The sequence below is a fragment of the Pseudomonas sp. UV AK001 genome, from assembly GCF_046097675.1.
In the GTDB taxonomy this organism is placed as follows: domain Bacteria; phylum Pseudomonadota; class Gammaproteobacteria; order Pseudomonadales; family Pseudomonadaceae; genus Aquipseudomonas; species Aquipseudomonas kribbensis.
The window spans coordinates 467,665-487,321 of sequence record NZ_JBJUVZ010000001.1; the positions used below are offsets into that span (position 1 = coordinate 467,665).

General features: G+C 62.0%; 16 protein-coding genes. 14 read left to right on the top strand and 2 right to left on the bottom strand.

Going from position 1 to position 19,657, the window contains the following annotated elements; translation table 11 throughout:
• Window positions 1-332 precede the first annotated feature (332 nt).
• From hcnA to hcnC, 3 genes are read left to right on the top strand one after another with little or no spacing between them, the layout of a single operon-like run.
• Window positions 333-647 carry a cyanide-forming glycine dehydrogenase subunit HcnA gene (gene hcnA, locus ACKLNA_RS02195; protein ID WP_114886732.1) on the top strand — a complete coding sequence of 105 codons (315 nt, stop codon included), beginning with the start codon at window positions 333-335 and terminating at the stop codon, window positions 645-647.
• A complete protein-coding gene (gene hcnB / locus ACKLNA_RS02200; protein WP_408984709.1) occupies window positions 644-2,053 on the top strand; it encodes a cyanide-forming glycine dehydrogenase subunit HcnB in 1,410 nt (469 codons plus the stop codon). The genes hcnA and hcnB overlap by 4 nt, the downstream gene beginning before the upstream one ends.
• A complete protein-coding gene (gene hcnC, locus ACKLNA_RS02205) occupies window positions 2,046-3,305 on the top strand; it encodes a cyanide-forming glycine dehydrogenase subunit HcnC (RefSeq protein ID WP_408984710.1) in 1,260 nt (419 codons plus the stop codon). The genes hcnB and hcnC overlap by 8 nt, the downstream gene beginning before the upstream one ends.
• A 40-nt stretch (window positions 3,306-3,345) precedes the next feature.
• Here the strand turns inward: hcnC and ACKLNA_RS02210 are convergent, their stop codons facing one another.
• The gene (locus ACKLNA_RS02210; RefSeq protein ID WP_085732085.1) at window positions 3,346-5,154 is read right to left on the bottom strand and encodes a monovalent cation:proton antiporter-2 (CPA2) family protein; all 1,809 of its coding nucleotides are present in this window, start codon (window positions 5,152-5,154) and stop codon (window positions 3,346-3,348) included.
• 1,353 nt (window positions 5,155-6,507) lie between these two features.
• Here ACKLNA_RS02210 and ACKLNA_RS02215 point away from each other — a divergent pair.
• The 11 genes from ACKLNA_RS02215 to ACKLNA_RS02265 all read left to right on the top strand — a co-directional run bounded on the left by ACKLNA_RS02215 (window position 6,508) and on the right by ACKLNA_RS02265 (window position 18,897).
• Window positions 6,508-10,176, top strand: a complete 3,669-nt coding sequence (locus ACKLNA_RS02215) for an indolepyruvate ferredoxin oxidoreductase family protein (RefSeq protein ID WP_408984711.1) — start codon at window positions 6,508-6,510, stop codon at window positions 10,174-10,176.
• Between the two features lie 56 nt (window positions 10,177-10,232).
• On the top strand, window positions 10,233-11,312 hold the full coding sequence (locus ACKLNA_RS02220; RefSeq protein ID WP_408984712.1) for an AfsA-related hotdog domain-containing protein: 1,080 nt from the start codon (window positions 10,233-10,235) through the stop codon (window positions 11,310-11,312).
• Entirely contained in the window at window positions 11,309-12,490 is a 1,182-nt protein-coding gene (locus ACKLNA_RS02225; RefSeq protein ID WP_408984713.1) for an NADH:flavin oxidoreductase, read from the top strand. Before ACKLNA_RS02220 ends, ACKLNA_RS02225 begins: the two co-directional genes overlap by 4 nt.
• The gene (locus tag ACKLNA_RS02230; RefSeq protein ID WP_408984714.1) at window positions 12,487-13,260 is read left to right on the top strand and encodes an SDR family NAD(P)-dependent oxidoreductase; all 774 of its coding nucleotides are present in this window, start codon (window positions 12,487-12,489) and stop codon (window positions 13,258-13,260) included. The genes ACKLNA_RS02225 and ACKLNA_RS02230 overlap by 4 nt, the downstream gene beginning before the upstream one ends.
• A complete protein-coding gene (locus ACKLNA_RS02235; RefSeq protein ID WP_408984715.1) occupies window positions 13,260-14,066 on the top strand; it encodes an SDR family oxidoreductase in 807 nt (268 codons plus the stop codon). The genes ACKLNA_RS02230 and ACKLNA_RS02235 overlap by 1 nt, the downstream gene beginning before the upstream one ends.
• Before the next feature lie 38 nt (window positions 14,067-14,104).
• A complete protein-coding gene (locus ACKLNA_RS02240; protein WP_408984716.1) occupies window positions 14,105-14,431 on the top strand; it encodes a hypothetical protein in 327 nt (108 codons plus the stop codon).
• A gap of 46 nt (window positions 14,432-14,477) precedes the next feature.
• Window positions 14,478-15,836, top strand: a complete 1,359-nt coding sequence (locus tag ACKLNA_RS02245) for a class I adenylate-forming enzyme family protein (protein WP_408984717.1) — start codon at window positions 14,478-14,480, stop codon at window positions 15,834-15,836.
• 33 nt (window positions 15,837-15,869) lie between these two features.
• Window positions 15,870-16,112 (top strand): acyl carrier protein, encoded by a 243-nt coding sequence (locus ACKLNA_RS02250; RefSeq protein WP_096822577.1) that lies wholly within the window; start codon window positions 15,870-15,872, stop codon window positions 16,110-16,112.
• Complete coding sequence (locus ACKLNA_RS02255) at window positions 16,109-17,170, top strand: 3-oxoacyl-ACP synthase III family protein (protein WP_408984718.1); 1,062 nt, start codon at window positions 16,109-16,111, stop codon at window positions 17,168-17,170. The genes ACKLNA_RS02250 and ACKLNA_RS02255 overlap by 4 nt, the downstream gene beginning before the upstream one ends.
• A gap of 92 nt (window positions 17,171-17,262) precedes the next feature.
• Entirely contained in the window at window positions 17,263-17,880 is a 618-nt protein-coding gene (locus tag ACKLNA_RS02260; protein ID WP_408984719.1) for a hypothetical protein, read from the top strand.
• 102 nt (window positions 17,881-17,982) lie between these two features.
• The gene (locus ACKLNA_RS02265) at window positions 17,983-18,897 is read left to right on the top strand and encodes a LysR family transcriptional regulator (RefSeq protein WP_408984720.1); all 915 of its coding nucleotides are present in this window, start codon (window positions 17,983-17,985) and stop codon (window positions 18,895-18,897) included.
• Here the strand turns inward: ACKLNA_RS02265 and ACKLNA_RS02270 are convergent.
• A complete protein-coding gene (locus tag ACKLNA_RS02270; RefSeq protein WP_408984721.1) occupies window positions 18,887-19,654 on the bottom strand; it encodes a substrate-binding domain-containing protein in 768 nt (255 codons plus the stop codon). The two genes, ACKLNA_RS02265 and ACKLNA_RS02270, sit on opposite strands and share 11 nt — an antisense overlap.
• Window positions 19,655-19,657 lie beyond the last annotated feature (3 nt).

The window sequence follows — 19,657 nt, forward strand, 5'->3', positions numbered from 1 at the left end:
CCCTGTTCGTGCACTGATCCCTCTGGGGCTTATGCCTCGGCCGCTTCCACCTTCGGGTGGAAGCGGCTTTTTGCTGTCCGGTCGATGGAGCGGTACAGAACCGTACAGTCATTTCCATGGCCTGGATCAATATTCGTCGGCGCAATATCCCCTACCGTGAAATTTCCCGGCCCTTGCCGCTGGATCGACTACATTGCTTGCGCGCACTTTGCTGTGCGAGCGGGGTAAACCTGCCGGCCCGATAGAGAGATAACTTCCACGAGCCGGCGAGGTGTAGTGCAGCAAGGAGCTGTTTCAACCTCACCTGAACCTTTTCACGGATGATCATCGCAATGCACTGCCTAGAAAGAACCTTCGATATCCAGCCTTTGACGCAGGCGGATATGACTGTCCACATCAACGGCCAGCCGGTCACCGCCGCCATCGGCGAAACCGTGCTCAGCGTCATTCAGTCCCTCGGCGTGCGCCAGGTCGCGCGCAACGATCACAACCAGGTCAGCGGTGCCTATTGCGGCATGGGCGTGTGCCAGTGCTGCCTGGTGAAAATCAACGGCCGGCACAAACGCCGCGCCTGCCAGACCGTGGTACGTGACGGCATGCAGGTCGAAACCCAGGTCAACCGCATTCACGGGCAGGAGGCGCCATGAGCCAGCATCCGGTCATTGTCGGCGGTGGGCCGGCGGGCATGGCGACGGCCATCGAACTGGCGCGCCATGGTGTGCGCAGCACATTGCTTGAAGAGGCGTCGCGCCTTGGCGGCGTGGTTTATCGCGGGCCGCTGCGTGACGGCGTGCAGCTGGATTATCTGGGGCCGCGTTACTCCGAAGCGCTGAGCAAACTGCATGGCGACTTTCAGGAGCAGGCCGGGCTGATCGACGTGCGTCTGCATCATCGGGTGGTCGGCGCCGAAGGCACGCGTTCGCTGGTGGTGCTCGATGGCGATGAGCGACTGCATGAAATCAGCTATCCGCAACTGGTGATGGCCGCCGGTTGTCACGAACGCAGCGTGCCGTTTCCTGGCTGGACGCTGCCGGGCGTGATCATGCTCGGCGGTCTGCAATTGCAGATCAAAAGTGGCGTGGTCAAGCCGCAGGGGCCGGTGGTCATCGCCGGCACCGGGCCGCTGTTGCCGCTGGTGGCGACCCAGTTGCACGCGTCCGGCGTGAGCGTTGTCGGCGTCTACGAGGCCTGCGCGTTCGGCAAGATTGCCAAGGAAAGCCTGGCGCTGCTGAACAAGCCGCAACTGTTCCTCGACGGCTTGAGCATGCTGGCCTACCTGAAACTGCACGGCATCCCGATGAACTACGGCTGGGGCGTGGTCGAGGCGCACGGCGATGGCGAACTGAAAAGCGTCAGCGTGGCGCCGTACTCGGCGACGTGGGAGCCGGACATGAGCCGCGTCGAGCGCTTCGAAGCGAAGACGTTGGCCGTCGGTTACGGCTTCATTCCGCGCACTCAACTGAGTCAACAAATGGGCCTGGATCACGGCTTCAGCGACGACGGCTACCTGCGCGCCAATTCCAACATCTGGCAGCAGAGCAGCGAACCCCACGTGCATCTGGCCGGCGACATGGGCGGGATTCGCGGCGGTGAAGCGGCGATGCTGGCCGGCAAGATCGCCGCCACTTCGATCCTGCTGCAACGCGGTGTGCTGGAAGAAGAACTGGCGCGAGTCCGTCGCGACCGTTACCTGGGCAAACTCAAAGCCATCGTGCGTTTCCGTGCGGCGGTGGATCGCTACACCGAACGCGGCGTCGGGCAAATAGCATTGCCGGCCGCCGACACGGTGATCTGCCGTTGCGAACACGCCACCCGCGCCGACATCGACCGCGCGCTGGAGCAGGGCGTGCAAGACATCGCCAGCCTGAAAATGCGCACCCGCGTGAGCATGGGCGACTGTCAGGGGCGGATGTGCGTCGGCTATTGCAGCGACCGCCTGCGTCAGGCCACCGGGCGCAAGGATGTCGGCTGGCTGCGGCCGCGTTTCCCGGTCGATCCGATTCCTTTTTCCGCGTTCCAGTCCCTCGGCAAGGAGGCCGTTTCCCATGAGTAAGTTCTATGACGTGGTCATCGCCGGCGGCGGTGTGATCGGCGCGTCCATCGCCTATCAGTTGTCCAAGCGCAAAAACCTCAAGGTCGCGATGATCGACGCCAAGCGGCCGGGCAATGCGACCCGTGCCTCGGCCGGCGGCTTGTGGGCGATTGGCGAGTCGGTGGGGCTGGGCTGCGGGGTGATTTTCTTCCGCATGATGTCGGCCAACCGCAAGCGCGAAACCCAGGGTGCGGCGGTAGCGGTGGATTCCAGCACACCGCACATCCTGCCGCCGTCGTTCTTCGACTTCGCCTTGCAGTCCAACGCGCTGTACCCGGCGCTGCACCGTGAGCTGAAGGACAACCACGGGATGGATTTCAAGTTCGAAAAGACCGGGCTCAAGTTCGTCATCTATGACGATGAGGACCGGTTGTACGCCGAGCACATCGTCGGCTGTATTCCGCATCTGGCAGATCAGGTGCGCTGGCTGGATCAGGCGGCGTTGCGCGAGTCCGAGCCGAGCGTCAGCCATGAAGCGCGCGGCGCGCTGGAGTTTCTCTGTGATCACCAGGTCAGTCCGTTCCGCCTCGCCGACGCCTACGCCGAAGGCGCCCGGCAAAATGGCGTGGACATGTACGTCAACACCAACATCACCGGCGTTCTGCATCACGGCACGCGGGTGACTGGCGTACAAACGGCCGAAGCCGGGGTGTTCCACTGCAAGACCCTGATCAACGCCGCTGGCGCCTGGGCAGCGGACTTGAGCGAATGGGCGACCGGCATCCGCATTCCGGTGAAACCGGTGAAAGGCCAGATCCTGCTGACCGAGCGCCTGCCGAAAATCCTCAACGGTTGCCTGACCACCAGCGATTGCTACATGGCGCAGAAGGACAACGGCGAAATCCTGATCGGCAGCACCACCGAGGACAAAGGCTTCGATGTCACCACCACCTGGCCAGAAATCGCCGGGCTGGTGCAGGGCGCGGTGCGTTGCCTGCCGGAACTGGCGGACATCAACCTCAAGCGCACCTGGGCCGGGTTGCGGCCGGGCTCGCCGGATGAGTTGCCGATTCTCGGGCCGATGGCCGGGGTGGACGGTTATCTCAACGCCTGCGGGCACTTCCGCACCGGGGTGCTGACGTCGGCGATCACCGGGGTGTTGCTGGACAAACTGGTCAACGATGAACCGCTGCCGCTGGACATCACACCGTTTCTGGCGGACCGGTTTGCAGTGGCGCCCGTGAAGGAGGAGCGGGCGCTGGAGATGGCCTGAACCTTCCCGCGCATTGCGCGGGAAGGCTTGATGGCGGGGCTCAGGACTTGCCGGATTGTTCTTCCAGTTGATCTGACTCGAACAGTCTGGCCAGTTCCGCCCGCGCTTCCTGAGCGGTCTGCAGGACTTTGGCCGCGTCGTCATACACCGCGTGCTGGGCCTCCAGCACCTGTTCGTCGTGGTGCTTGAAGCGCTTGATCCGCGCATCGGCCTGGGCCTGGGTCAAACCGAGGCCGACCAGTGTGCGACGGCTCATTTCCAGACTGGAGTAATAGGTCTCCCGGATCGGATCGGCGCCCACGTCCACCAAGCGATGCACATGCTGCCGGTTACGCGCCCGGGCGATGATTTTCATGTGCGGGTAAAGCTTGCGCACGATCTCGGCAGTCTTGATGTTGGTCTCCGGATCGTCCGTGGCAATCACGAAATACTCCGCTTCGCCAACCTTGGCCGCGCTGAGGATTTCCGGGCGCATCGGGTCACCGTAGAACACCGGCACGCCGCCGAAGCTGCGCGACAGTTCGATGGTTTCCACCGAGGTATCCAGCGCCACGAACTTGATGTTCTGCGCCCGCAGGATCCGCGCCACGATCTGGCCCATCCGGCCCATGCCGGCAATCACCACCCGTGGGGTTTCGGTGTCGATCTGGCGGAATTTCTCCGGCACTTCCACCGGCTGCACCTTCGGGCTGACCAGCCGTGCGCAGATCAACAGCAACAACGGCGTCACCGCCATCGACAGGGTGATGGTCAGCACCAGCAGGTCGTACAGACGCGGTTCGAACAGACCCTGATCGCGACCGATCTTGAACACCACAAAGGCAAATTCACCGCCCGCCGCCAGCACGATACCGAGGCGAATCGCACTGACTTTGCTCAAGCCGCCGGCCAGACGCCCGACCACAAACAGCAATGGCAACTTCAGCGCGATCAGCAGCAGCGTCAGCCCCAGCACGGTAATCGGCGCGCTGAGCAACAGGCTGAGGTTGGCGCCCATGCCGACGCTGATGAAGAACAGTCCCAGCAGCAGGCCTTTGAACGGTTCGATCTGCGCTTCCAGTTCATGGCGATATTCCGAGTCCGCCAGCAGCAACCCGGCGAGGAAGGCGCCCAGCGCCATCGACACACCGACCATGTCCATCATCCACGCCGTGCCGATCACCACCAGCAATGCGGTGGCGGTGGAGACTTCCGGCAGACCGGTTTTCGCCACGATGCGGAACACCGGGCGCAACAGATAACGCCCGCCGATCACGACCACGGCGATACTGCCCAATACCTGCAAACTGTGGCGCACGTCGTCGGCGGTGCTGGTGTGGTGATCGACGCCCGCGAGCATCGGTACCAGAGCGATCAACGGGATTGCGGCAATGTCCTGGAACAGCAGAATCGCAAACGCCAGACGACCGTGGGGGCTGGTCAGTTCCTTGCGCTCGGCGAGGCTTTGCAGACCGAACGCAGTGGACGACAGGGCCAGACCGAGGCCCAGAACAATCGCGCTGTTCAACGGCTGGCCGAACACCGACAACGCCAGCACGCCGATCACCGAGCCGGTCAAAAGCACCTGCGCCAGACCCACGCCGAACACCGATTTGCGCATCACCCACAAGCGTCGCGGCGACAGCTCAAGACCGATGATGAACAGCAGCAACACCACGCCCAGTTCCGAGATATGGCTGACGCTCTGCGGATTGCCGATCAGTCCCAGCACCGACGGGCCGATGATCACCCCGGCAAACAGATAACCGAGCACCGCGCCCAGTTGCAGGCGCTTGGCCAGGGGAACGGTGAGCACTGCCGCGAACAGAAACACGACAGCGGCTTGCAACAGGTTGCCTTCATGGGGCATGACACAACTCCATAACACGGTACGACGGGAGGGCAAGGATAAAGGCTCGCCCCATGCCGCACCACCTGCGGGGGAAGCTGATGTGGTGGGTGGCGATTTCTGATGAGGCTGTTCATCTTTGAACCGTCAGGCGATATCCGGTCATGTAAAGTTCTACTTTGGTCTTAGAGAGTTGGAGAGTATTTCTCTGGAACAACGACTCAGAAGTTCGGGTTTGTGGGGAGAGTTTTATCCGGTCATGCAACTTGTATGACGGGTGTAATGTCGAGAAGAGAGGGGCTTGACTCGCCGATATTACTCAATAAAAGCAGCGGCTGATTCGATAAATCAAAGTCTTCTTTATGGTTCTTAGAAGCAGTGCAGGGTGGTTGTGTGGACTAGGTAGTTCATGAATTTATTTTGTTTGTGAAACTTTCGTAACAATGATTGACAATGCAATTCCTCCGAACTTACTATTTTCCCCGCAAAAGCTGGTCGTTAAATGATCGTTGCAGGGAATTTGCAAATAACGATTGTTTATCCCGTTTCACCGCAAACAAGAAGTCTGCGGCGAGGCGGTTGCGACCACACACCTGTGTTGTGCTGGCCGCCTGGCAAGGCGCCGCTGCAAGTATCAGGTCTCATTCGACAGGGTGGGCAGGAAAGCCCGCTTGAAGTTAAGTTTTCATAAGGATTTGAAACCTTGTACTCGAATTCCCAGGGGGCGGCACGCCCGTTATCTATGCCTGTCCGGCTCGCTTGCAACACGCTCCGCGTGGCGGCTGGCAAGCGTTCGCCCGCTGACGCGGCGCCCATCTTCAAAACATCCAGCAACGTAATGTGCACTCGGCATCTCCCGACGTCGAACGTGCGCACTTTGCCCTTTGTCCGGCGGGCTACCGAGCATCCGTTCACTTTCAGCTCGCGTTTCAGGCTGCGGGCCGGGCACTTCTGATTTCCAGAATTTCAGTCAAGCGTCTCTAAATCACACTCTTCGTGGCGGCCGGATGCCGTACTTGATTTGAAGTGCACGCGCGAACTTTCGACTTGCGCCCGGGCTTTTTTATTTATTTAAACCTACGGCGTTGGTCGGGAATTATTTTTCTTAAAGTTTGCCGATGGTTTGCGCGAGCGCACCAGGAAAAGTTATGCCATGGGGTTGTTGGTTTGACGGAATAGTGGCGTCAATGATTTTGCGATGAATGAGTATTCCAGCGGTTGCAAGCCGCTTGTTTCAGGCCTTGCAAGAGGGGCTGTTGGCGAAGGTGTAACTCTCGGGATCTGAAGGAAGATCGCTGTAAGTACTGAATTCGCATTCGCTGTAATGGGTAAGCAAGCACATTTAACGTGAAGTTTTCATAAGGATTTGAAACTGTGTACTCAGACGCCATTGATCCGGAACACCTGCGGCTTCAGTCCGACAAACACGCACAGGGGACGCCCACGGCAGCCGCCGGGAAAGGGGCCGATTCAGCATCGCCTTCTGGCCGCCAGCCAGAGGCTCACTCCATCTATTCCCGTGAATCAGCGACGCCGAACGGGCGCATTTTCCTGAGTGGCCAGCAGGCGCTCGTGAGGTTGCTTCTGTCCCAGTCGGCGCTGGATCGGGCCAACGGCCTGCGAACCGCCGGGTTCGTCAGCGGCTACCGCGGTTCGCCTCTGGGTGGCGTGGATCGGGAATTGATGAAAAGCAAAGACGTGCTGGAAAGCGCCGATATCCGCTTCCTGCCTGCCATCAACGAAGATCTGGCGGCTACGGCACTGATCGGCACTCAACGCGTCGAGACCGATCCGAAGAAGCGTTACGACGGTGTCTTCGGGCTTTGGTACGGCAAGGGTCCTGGCGTCGACCGCTCCGGGGACGCGATCAAGCACGGCAACTTCTACGGATCATCGCCCAACGGGGGCGTCCTGGTGGTCACCGGCGATGACCATGGCTGCGTATCGTCGTCGATGTCCCATCAGTCCGACCGCACCCTGATGGCCTGGGGGCTGCCGGTGATTCATCCGGCCGGGCTGGCCGACTACGAACGCTGCGGCCTGTGGGGCTGGGCGTTGTCGCGGGTGTCCGGGCTATGGGTCGGCTTCAAGGCCATCACCGAGACGGTTGAGGCCACCACCTCCGTCGCGTCCTCCCCGTTGCCCAGGTTCGTCACGCCCGATATCGACCCGGGGCCGGACGGCCTGCACTGGCGCTGGCCCGACCTGCCGGGCATGCAGATCGAGCGTCGGCTTCCCTACAAATTCGACGCCGCCCGTGCATTTGCGCTGGCCAACCCGATCGACGTCGCCGTGACGGCACCGCAGCAGCCGAGGCTGGTAATCGGCGCAGTCGGCAAGGCCTATGGCGATGTACGCCAGGCCTTGCAGCAGGGCGGGGTTTCGCTGGAGCAGTTGGAAAGCGCCGGTGTGGCCCTGTTGAAGATCAATCTGGTCTACCCGCTGTCACCGGTGCTGGAGGCTTGGGCGAAGCGGGCCGATCAGGTGCTGATCGTCGAAGAGAAGCAGGCCATCGTCGAAGAGCAGCTCAAGCAAGCGCTCTACAACGCGGAGTCCGGGCAGCGTGCTGTCATCCTGGGCAAGCGTGACGAAAGCGGTGCACCGTTGATTTCGGATCACGAAGAACTGAGGCCGTCGCGCCTTGCGACGATGCTTCAACAACGACTGCAAGGTCTGGGCATCACGCTGAGAGTGCCCGATTACTGGTATCTGCCTGCGGTTAGCCGGACTCATGACTGGATCCGCCGTACGCCGTATCTGTGTTCGGGTTGCCCGCACAACAGCTCCACCCGTGTGCCGGAAGGCAGCGAGGCACGGCTCGGCATCGGCTGCCACGCGATGGCGGCGCGCATGCCTGAACGTGCAACCAGCGGCAGCGTGCAGATGGGGGGCGAAGGGGTCGACTGGCTGGGGCAGGCGCCTTTTGTCGAAACCCCTCACATATTCCAGAACATCGGCGACGGTACGTTTTTCCATTCTGGCTATCTGGCAATCCGTCAGGCCATCGCGGCCGGCGCGACCATCACCTACAAGCTGCTGCACAACGATGCGGTAGCCATGACCGGCGGCCAGCCGATCGACGGCAAGCTGACGGTCAAGAAAGCCGTCGAGCTGATGCAGGCCGAAGGCGCCCACCGGGTCGTGGTGGTGGCGGACGATCCGCAACGTTTCGAAGCCCCCGGCAGCCTTCCGCAGGGTGTCGAGCTGTTCCACCGTGAGCGGCTGGAAGAGGTTCAGCGACAGTTGCGCGAGACACGGGGTGTCAGTGTGCTGGTGTTCGATCAGGTCTGCGCCATCGAGGGGCGTCGGCGCAAGAAACAGTTGCCGACGCCTGTCATGAAAACCGAAGTAGTGATCAACGAAGCGGTGTGCGAAGGCTGCGGCGACTGTCAGGTCAAGTCCAATTGCCTGTCCGTGACACCGGTCGCGACCCCGTTCGGCACCAAGCGCCGGATTGATCCCCACGGATGCAACACCGATCTGACCTGCATCAAGGGCTTCTGCCCGAGCTTCGTCACGGTGACCGGCAAACCACGCGCGCAATACCGTCGGCAAGCCGACAGCCGCCAGGTTCTGGCCCGCGCCGAGGCACTGGCGCTGCCGTCTTCGTGCTCACTCGAAACCCCGTACGAAATGCTGCTGGCAGGCATCGGCGGCACCGGAATCGTGACGGTGGCACGCACGGTTGCCCTGGCTGCCCATCTGGACGGCCGGGCGGTCAGCGTGCTCGATTTCACCGGGTTCGCCCAGAAGGGCGGGTCGGTGCTCAGCCATGTGCGACTGGCCAACGCGGCCGAGGTGCTGCACCAGCACCGCATCGACCTGGGGGGAGCCGACCTGTTGCTTGCGGCCGATCTGGTGGTCGCCAGCGAAGACGATGCATTGACGACACTGCGGGCAGGTAAAACGGTGGTCATCGCCAACACCGCCCAGACCCAGACGGGAGCGATGCTGCGCAATACCGAATTGCGCATCGAAACCGCCGCGATTCAAGCCTTCCTCAAGCAACGGGTGGGTGCCGAGCACTACCACGCGCTGGATGCGGCACAGCTGGCCAACAGTCTCGTTGATCCGATGCAGGCCAACATGCTGTTGCTGGGTTATGCCTGGCAGCGGGGGACGGTGCCGGTGTCGCTGCTAGCGCTTAAGGACGCCATCGATCAGGCCGGCAGCGCCGCCGCCAACCACCTGGCGTTTGCCTGGGGACGGCTGTGGGCTCAGGAGCCGGCGTTCGTCATGCCATATCTCGACCCGGCCAGTAACGACGTGTCGCCGGTGTCGATCATCGACCTCGCAGCTCGGCGCGAAGGCATCGAACGACTGGTCGAGACCCGCAGTGTGTTCCTGACCCACTATCAGGACGCGGCCTATGCAGCACGCTACCTTCAGGTGATCGACCGGCTTCGGTCGATGCCTGCGATCGGCGACGACAGTCCGCTCACCGAGGCCGTGGCACGCAACCTGTTCAAGTTGATGGCCTACAAGGACGAGTACGAAGTCGCACGGCTGCTCACCGACAGTCGCTTCATCGCACCACTCAAAACCCGCTTCGAGAGTGGTGCCAGGCTCAAGTTCCACTTTGCATTGCCCCTGATGCGCAACCGCAAGGACGGCAACGGCGAGCCGAAGAAGATCGCCGTCTCCGGTTGGGTGTTGCCGCTGCTGAAAGTGTTGGCCAAGGGCCGCGTGTTGCGTCACACCCGCTTCGATCCGCTGGGATGGTCCGCCGAGCGCCGCGAGGAGCGGCGCCTGTTGCTCGACTACGAGCAGACACTGCAACGCCTGCTGCCAAACCTGAGCGCGGAGAACCTGCCGTTGTTTGTGGAGTGGGCGAATCTTCCGGACTCGATTCGTGGCTATGGCCACGTCAAGGAGCGGTCGATTGCTGCCGCACGGCAACGGGAAAAAGAGCTGATCGTGCAAATCGTCGCGGGCACCCACAGCCTGTCGGCGGCCCCGGTCGTCGAGACCTGGCTGCCGCAATCGACCCTCGCCCCGCAGGCCCGCAAAGGCGAAGCGCGGGACGTCAAGCAGGCCTCGTAGCCGGCGGGGTTTCACCTGCCTTCAAGACAACAACGACCAGAATGAGTGGACCCGACATGAACAACGAATGCATTTCACCTGAGCTTTTGCACAAAGGCTCGGCCGATGACGTACTGATCTGCGCCCCGAGAGTCGCGCTGCCGCTACACATCGACGAAGCGCTGCTGCAGGTTGGCGACAATGACCTGCTGGCGCGCCGGTTTTCGGCCGGCAGCGGCTCGCAGCGAACCTTTGAGCTGACACCCGATGTACAGAAAAGGAGCCGCGTGGGCGGCACGGAGGCGGACGACGAATGGGGCCGGGTGAGGGCGCTGCCGTACCAGATCGTCACTCCGGCACTGCTGGAGAACACGGCTGCCAACGTCAGCCCGGAGCAGGCGGTGGCGCTTCTGTGCGAGTCGGTTCCGGCCATCCGCCGTGCCAGTTCGTTCCGCTTCATCAACAACGCCGACAACTACTTTTTCTACAGAAAATCCCACGAGCATGTGCCCGGCACCATGTTCATCGAAGCGGCGCGCCAGGCGGTGTATCACCATCTGTATCACCACACCGGTTATGCGCGGGGCGACGTGACCGTCAGCGTCAATGAACTGAACGCGAGCTTCTTCGCCTATGCGGAGTTGATGTACCCCATCGAACTGGTGGTCGACAACATGACCCCGACCGACAGCTCATTGCCGAAGAAAATCTTCTTCCGGGTGGCGTTCTATCAGCGGCAGACCCTGTTCGCCACCATCGACACCAAGGCGACGGTGATCGACATCCGCCTGTTCGAGAAAACGCGGAACATCTTCATTCAGTCCAGCGACTGGTTCGCGCCCATCGACCCCGCGAAACTGGTGTGCAGCGTCAGCGATGGCCAGGGCCGCGAGGCCGATGTGGAGTTGCTGGGTCTGGGCAAGAGCGGCTGCGTGACGACGATGCCGGAGATCGACTTCATCGACTCGGCCAGGCTGCACATCCGTTATGAAGGCAAGCTGGAATTTTCCTCCGCCATCCTCAGTGTCGGGCACGGCCGGCACGCGTCGTGGGAATTCCCGGCACTGGGGTTCGACGACCTGCAGACCCTGAGCGACATGATCAAGCGTGGCTTCGTTCATCTGGACGAGGCGGCCCTCGGGGCGTTGCGCGCATGAGCAATGACCTCGACGAGCCGATGCAGGCCACCGGCGCGCTGCATCTGGGCGCGGGAGTTGTCGCGAAAAACCGGATGTACTTTTCGTCCCTGGGCATGGATCTGTGTGACGAACACGGTTTTCCCCGGCCGGCGTTCTTTGCGGTCTACCGATCGCTGATGGAGGGCGGGGCCGGTTTCGGCTTTCTCGGCAACGCCAGCGTGGACGCCGACGCACGCTACAACAGTCGTGGCCTGAAGCTGACGTCGCCGGCGCACGCCGACGCCTTGCGCCCGTTGTTCGAGGCTGCTCGAGAGAGAAACTTTCCGCTGGGCGTGCAGCTGCAGCACTACGGCCCGCAATCGATGCCGTCGGAGCAGGGCATCATCCTCAGCCCGAGCGGTATCGCATCCGCTGCGATCCTCAAGGCCTATCCCCAGGCGCGGGCCGTGGCGATGTCGCACACACAGATTCTGCGCTGCGTCGATCAATTCTCGGCTGCCGCCCGGCTTGCACAAGCGGCCGGTGCCGCCCTGATCCAGGTCCAGGCATCGAACGGCTATCTGGTCAGCAGTTTCCTGTCGCCACGAACCAACCATCGCGAGGATGAATGGGGTGGCAGCCCGCTCAAACGGGCCCGGTTGCTGCTGGCCATCGTCGAAGGTATCCGTGCGGCCACCGGCGATCAGGTGCCGGTCACCGTGCGTCTGGGCATCGACGACGGGCTGGGTGAGGAAGGCCAGCGCGCGAGTCTGCTGGGCGATGTGATGGTCGCGCTCGAGGCCGCCGGTGTGGCGGCCATCACCTGTTCCACAGGGGTCAGCGAAACCTTTCCGTTCTTTTTCAGGAACAAGGCGCAGGCGCTGGCCCTGTCGCGTGCGGGCTGCCGCTACCTCAAAGGTTTCGTGCGGATTCCGGTGGGTTTCACCGGTTCGGTCAGCGATGTGTCTCAAGCCAACGAAATCATCGAGAGCGGCGATGCCGATTTCGTCGGATTCGGCCGCGCCATGCTGGCCGACAACCATTTCATCGCCAAGGAACTCACCGGTCAGGCCGCACGGGTCAACCGTTGCCGGGGCGATGCGTTCTGTTTCCGTGACAAGAAGGATCCCATGGCCGAGCGGGTTTACTGCTGCGTCAATCCTGACTACCGCCGGCCGGAAAAACTGCAATTGCACTATGAGGAAAGTCTGAAATGAATTTCACCGGAAAAATCGCCCTGGTTGTCGGGGGTACGCGTGGCATCGGTTTCAACGTCAGCCAGAAGCTCGTCGAAGCCGGTTGCATCTGCTACATCACCGGTCGCAACGAGGATGACGGCCTGACCGCGCAAAGCCGGCTCGGTGAACGCTGCACGTTCATCAAGAGCGATGTCACGGACGAAGCGTCGGTGGCCGAGCTGTTCAGGATCATCAACGACCGCCACGGGCGACTCGACCTGGCGGTGAACAACGCCGGCGTCACCTCGAAACACGCACCGATCCGTGACATGGATTTCGCCGACTGGAAACGCGTGCTGGAGATCAACCTGCTGGGCCCGCTGTTGCTGCTCAAGCACCAGACGAACCTGATCTCGAAGCATCCGGGCGGCTCGATCGTCAACGTGTCGTCCTGTGCCGGCCTGCTGGGCGTCGCCAGACAGAGTGCCTATTCCACCAGCAAGGCCGCCCTGAACATGCTCACCCAGGTCTGCGCCATCGAGTCTGCGGAAGCGGCATTGCCGGAGCGCCATCCGGTTCGCGTCAACGCGGTGTGCCCCGGCCCGACGATGGGCGGCATGAACTCGGAAGAACGCTTGAAGGCCAACCCGGAGTCCACGAAACACAAACTTCAGGTCACGGTAATGAAACGTTTCGCCGATCCGAGTGAAATCTCTGCGGCGATCCTGTGGCTGCTCAGCGACGCGTCGTCGTTCGTCACCGGCACCGTGATGCCAGTGGACGGCGGCTTTTCGGCCGGTAAATTCTGATGGGCACCACAGAGCGCGACCTGTCACATCCCACTGGCAAACGGGTGTTCATCACCGGTGTGAGCAGCGGCATCGGCGAGGCGCTGACCGAGTTGCATCTGAAACACGGCTATACCGTGTTCGGCACTTCCAGGCGCGAACCCTACCGCTTCATGTCGCACCCGAACTTCCGGTTCCGGTCATTCGATCTTTCGAAAACCGGCGACATGAGTGAGTTGTTCAAAGGGTCGTTCGCCGAGATCCTGAGCCGGGGTGTCGATGTGCTCTTTCTCAACGCAGGCATCAGCGGCAACGTACCGGCCCGGGGCGAGGAGTTTTCGGTGGCGGAGGTACAGCATGTGCTCAACGTCAATGTGCTGGCGAACAAAGCCATTCTGGATCTGATCCTGGCCTCGGCTTATCACCCGGCCACCTGCGTGCTGTCGGCTTCGATGGCCGGTGTGCGCTTTCGCGCGGGCACGCTGACCTACAGCCTGTCGAAAGCGGCGCTGGCGGCACTGGGCGGTGTCTACGCCGAAGAAAACCCGGACATCTTCTTTGCCGTGCTGGGCCTGTGCAACGTCGACACCGGGCTGTCGCGACAAGTGAGCTTCAGCCAGAGGACCGCCGATTTCCCTGATTTGCGTTCCCTGCAACAGCGGGCACTTGCTCCCGGTTACATGATTTCCGCCGCCCAGCGTGCCGAGGACATCCGCGAGGTGATCGGCGCACCCGCCGACTATGGCTTGAAAAGCGGCGTGTTCGTCGACATGAGGACCGTGCTGACCCGTCAACCGAAGGCGAGCGAGCCGCTACCCCTAACCTAGCGAACCCGTGGACGCACCCCCAATAAAGGAATGTTGGAATGCTGAACGAAGTGAAAACCCTGGTCGAAACCGCTGTGCGGCAACAGGATCTGTTACTGAGCGAACCCATCGACCTGTCCCGTGGTGAAGACAGCCCCTTGTACGGCGTCGAAGGCACCATCGACTCCATGACCCTGGTCTCGATCATCGTCGACACCGAGGAAAAGATCCGCCACCGATTCGGTGCCGAAGTGCACCTGGCCGATACCTCCCACCTGCCTCCGACCGCCACACCGTTCGCGACACTCGGCACGCTGTGCGCGTACGTGATGAACCGGTTGGAGTCAGCCCTGACGGCGACCGGTGCAGAGGCTCTGGCCAATTGACTCAACGGTCGCCGTCGCAGGGCGGCGCCTTTATCGAGAGGTGGACATGCAAGTCGAAACGTTTCTGGAACATCTGAAGGCCGGCGCGGACAGGCCGGCGATCATCAGCGACGAAGGTCGCTTCACTTACGCCGAACTGTGCCGACAGATCGACGCCTATGCCGAGTCGCTGGCGGCGCAATCGGTCAGCGATTGCTGTGTGCTGCTGGTCGACAACTACAGCTTCAACAGCGTCTGCCTGTTGTTCGCTCTGTGGCGGCGCAACAATGTCGTGGCATTGTCGGTGCCCAAAAACGACGAGCAGCTGGTGAATCTGGCGCACGCTGCCGGCGCACGGTTTACCGTGACGGGGAACGGGCCGCAGGGTTACTCGGTGCTGGCAAATGATGGCGCTGCGGTGCCGTCGACTGTCGACGGCCTCGTGTCGCGCCGGCAGGCCGGTTTCATTGTGTTCTCGTCCGGCTCGACCGGGCCGGCCAAGGGCGTCGTGCACGACGTCGCACCGTTCTTCGAGTGTTATCTGAAGGCCGAGCAGTGTGGCGCGATTCTGGCGTTCCTGCTGTTCGACCACATCGGCGGGCTGGTCACCGTCCTGCAGGCGCTGGCCACCCACGGGACGCTGGTCCTGCCCAACGAACGTTCGCCTCAGGAAGTCGGCCGCTGTATCGAAACGTTCAAGGTGCAAACGCTGCATGTGTCGCCGACGCTTTTGAATCTGGCGACGATCACCGGCGTGTTCCAGACCTGGGACACCGGCAGCCTGCAACGTATCTATTTCGGTTCCGAGCCGAGTTCGCCCGAAGCCATTCAACGCATCGCCCGCACATTGCCGCAGGTGCGGCTGAACCAGTTGTACGGCATGTCGGAAATCGGTGTGTTGCCCTGTCGGGGTCTGGACGGCGACAGCGCCTGGATGACCGTCGAGGATCCGGCCTACAGCCTGCGGGTGGTCGACGGCATTCTGCAGGTGCGCGGAGCGACCAATATGCTCGGTTACCTGAGCGGCCCGGGTGAGCTGTCCGATGATGGTTACCTGATTACCCAGGACCTGGCGGAAGAGCGCGACGGCTACTTCAGGGTCAGCGGGCGGGCCGTCGATGTGATCAACGTCGGCGGCAAGAAGGTGTTCCCGTCTCACGTGGAGAGCGTTTTGATGGGCATCGACAACGTTTCTGACGTCGTGGTCTACGGTCAGCCCAACCCGTTGCTCGGTCAGATCGTGGCCGCGCGGTTCACCTTGCTGGAACCGGAAACGCTGGAAGCGTTCAAGCCCCGGCTGTATGCAGCGATCCGCGACGTGCTGGCACCGGAGCAGTTGCCCCGGCTGATCTCCGTCAGCGACACGCCACTGTTTACCAGCCGCTTCAAGAAAATGCGCCACCCTGGCGTCCTCAGCGGGTCGTAAGACCTGATTACCACGTTATAAGGAAATGACAACATGGCCGTACTCGAAGCAATGCGCGCAAGCATCGCGGAAATCCTGACCCTGCCGCTGGATGAACTGAAGGGCGATGTCCGTTTGGAGAACAGCGACAACTGGGACTCGATGGCCAGGATCGGCATTGTCGCCCTGGTGTTCGAATCGACCGGCGTGACGGTGTCTGGCGAAGAGATGGACCGTATCGTGACGGTGCAGGACATCTTCGATCTGGTAACCCTGAAAATGAAGGAAACCGCATGACCCTGCGCACCCTTTGCGGAGTGACCGTGCGTGCGGTCACGTCCGCGTTGCCCGAGCGGCGTGTGGGGCTGGACGACTTCGCCGAACTGTTCGGCGCCAAGGAAGTGGCCCGCATCGCCAAAAGCACCGGCATCGAATCGATCAGGGAAGCCGGATCGCTGGACACGTCCGACCTGGTGATCGCCGCGTGCCGTCACCTGCTGGATCAGGGGGTGTGCGCAGCGCAGGAGATCGACGGACTGATCGTCGTGACCCAGACCCCGGACTCGTGGGTGCCGGGCGTCGGTTTCCTGGTTCAGCAGGCGCTCGGACTGCCTCAGCACTGTCTGGTGCTGAACGTGTCCGCCGGTTGTTCTGGGTACATCACTGCGCTGGTTCAGGCCGGCGCGCTGATCGCCGCCGGTGCCTGCAAAAAAGTATTGCTGTGCACCGGGGATGTGACCACCAAGCTGCTGGACGGTCGCGACCGGCATGTGAAGATGCTGTTCGGCGATGCGGCGTCAGCCACTCTGCTGGAGGCGGGCGAGGGGACGTTCGAGTTCCTGTGCGGAGCCGATGGCAGTGGTCGTGAGGCTCTGGAGTCCGACATCGCCTACACGCCTGAGGGTGACAGCCAGACTCGCGCCTCGATCCAGCGTCTGCAGATGGACGGTACGGCGGTGATGAACTTTGCACTGAACCGGGTACCGCAGACCGTCAAGTCGCTGCTTGAAGCGACGGGGTTGACGCCGGCGTCGCTCGACTTGCTGGTGCTGCACCAGGCAAACGGGTTCATGCTCAACTACCTGCGGCGGATGATCGGCGTCGCGCCGGAGAAAATGCCGATCGACATCGACGATATCGGCAACACCAGCTCCACATCGATTCCGATTGTCCTGTCTCGCCACGGTGCGGTTGGCACAGCGCAGGCGCAGAACGTCGTGTTGTGCGGATTCGGTGCCGGTCTGTCCTGGGGCGCATTGAAACTCGACCTTCGGCGCACGCTCGCCGTGCCGCCGTGCTACGTGCCTGAAAAAGCCACGCAGGCCGCCGCCCCCGGCGAACGTCTGGAAGCCTGACGGGCCAATGCTATCGGAGCTTTCGGGGATGTCTGCGGGCATTCCCGAAAGGACTCCGGAACTCTCCACCGAATGAAAAGGGAAGCCACTGCATGTTCGGAACATTCTGGAGAGCGCTAGGGATCTTTGGCGACGGAACCGATGCCCACGGGATTTCACCTTCGCCGTTTCTTCCGCGATTCAACTTTTACGAAGTCCACCAATCGGGCGCGATTGATGCTCAGCCCGCCGCCATCATCGCCGCCGTGTGTGCCCTGGACATGCGCGCGGACCGGGTGGCCGATGCCTTGCTGACCCTGCGCGAGCTGCCGGCAAAGCTGATCAGAATCATCGGCAACCGACCGCAACCCGCACCCGCGCCGTTCGGTTTTGACACCTTCACCTTGCTGCGGCGCACTGACCACGAAGTGTCCCTGGGGCTGGCGGGGCGTTTCTGGCGCCCGGATCTGGATGCTTGCCTTGTGGCCGATGCTGCGGCGTTCATGGCGCTGGACGATCCCCGTATCGCCAGGCTGGTGTTGCGTTTTCAAGTCGTCGAGCAGGCAGAAGGCGTACTTGCGTTACGCACCGAAACGTTCGTGTTTTGCCCCAACACTCGAACCCGATGGTTGTTCACACCGTATTGGCTGGCGATCCGCCTGGCCAGCGGCTGGATCCGGCGTCGAACCCTGGCATCGATCCAGCGGCAATTTCCGGCACCCATCCCATAGGCCGGGGAGGGCCACCCTAAGGAGAGAGTCGAGGTTCTGTAATAATTTGCATCAATTGGTTACATTTATAGCCTCTGCGAATCAATTCCTCCCGAGTCTCCCATGGCCATCAACTTCGACCTCAACGACCTGCAAGCTTTTCGCGCGGTGGTCGAGCAGGGCAGTTTCCGCAAGGCCGCGGACACCGTGCGCATTTCGCAACCGGCCCTGAGCCGACGCATCGAAAAGCTTGAAGACGCCCTCGGCGTGAAGCTGTTCGAGCGCACCACGCGCAAGGTCAGCCTGACTCAGGCCGGGCGCGGCTTCATGCCGAGTGTCGAGCGTTTGCTGGATGACCTGGACGTGGCGTTGCTCGGCATCAGCGAAGTGGCGTCGAACCGCCAGGGCCATGTCACCGTCGCCTGCGTGCCGTCGGCGGCGTATTACTTCATGCCACGGGTGGTCGCCCGCTATCACCAGCAGTTCCCGCGCATCAAAGTTAAAGTCCTCGATTCCAGCGCCCACGACGTGCTCACGGCGGTGGTCAATGGCGAGGCGGATTTCGGCTTGAGCTTCATGGGCACCCAGGAGGCAGGCGTGGATTTCGAGCCGCTGGTGCAGGAGAGCTACGTGGTGGCCTGCCGTCGCGATCACCCCTTGGCCGGGCGCAGCAGCGTCAGTTGGGACGAGTTTTACCGGCAGGATTACATCTCGCTGGACAAGACTTCGGGCAATCGCTTTTTGCTCGATCAGGCACTGGCGAAAGTGGTGCCGCAGCGGCCGAGCATCTGCGAAACCCTGCACGTGACGACGATGATTGGTCTGGTGGAAGCGGGACTGGGTGTGGCGGCGGTGCCGTTGATGGCGATGCCGGCGGCGGATCATCCGATCCTGACGCGGGTGCCGCTGACCGATCCGCAAGTGATGCGCAGCGTGGGCATCATCAAGCGCCGGGGTCGTACCCTGACCCCGGCGGCACTGGAACTGGAGCGGCTGGTGGTGGAAATGAAAGTCCAGCCGCCGAAGGTCAGTGCTTGACTGAATCCAGCCCGGTGGCCTGCACGTCGCCCTGAGCGGCTGGCGCGGCCAGATAGGCGAGCAACGCCTTGGCTTCCTGCGGATGCTGCGCACCCACCGGAATCCCCGCGGCGAAGCGCGTTACCGATTGCACCGACTCCGGGATTTTCCCGACATACGTCACACCCGGCACCGGCAGCAATTCGCTGACCTGCTGGAAACCCAGTTGATAGTCGCCGGTAGCAACCACCGAACCCACCGGGATTTTCGGGATCATCTTCGCCTTTGGTTTCAGCTGATCTTCGACGCCGAGTTTCTTGAACAACTGCTGCTCGATGTACACGCCGCTGGCGCTGTCCGAGTAGGCCACCGATTGCGCATCGAGCAGGGTTTTCTTCAGGGCATCGACGTTGCTGATGTCCGGTTTCGGCGCGCCTTCGCGCACCACCAGGCCTATCCGCGAATCCGCCAGCTCCACCCGTGAAGCCGGGTCGACCTTGCCTTGCTTGATCAAGTCGTCGAGGGCGTAGCCGACCATGATCACCACGTCGGCCTGTTCACCCCGGGCCAGGCGATTGGGGATCGCCTCCGGGGCTTTGCCCATCGACGGGCCGAGGATGGTGTCGAGGGTGTTGCCGGTGTTCGCGGCGAACTTCGGGCCGAGGACTTTGTAGGCGGCGGTGAAGCCGCCGGAGGTCATTACGCGCAGTTCCTCGGCCTGAGCGAATGCGCTGAAGGCTAGGAGGGCGAGGGCGGTCAGATTAAAGAGCTTTTTCATTTT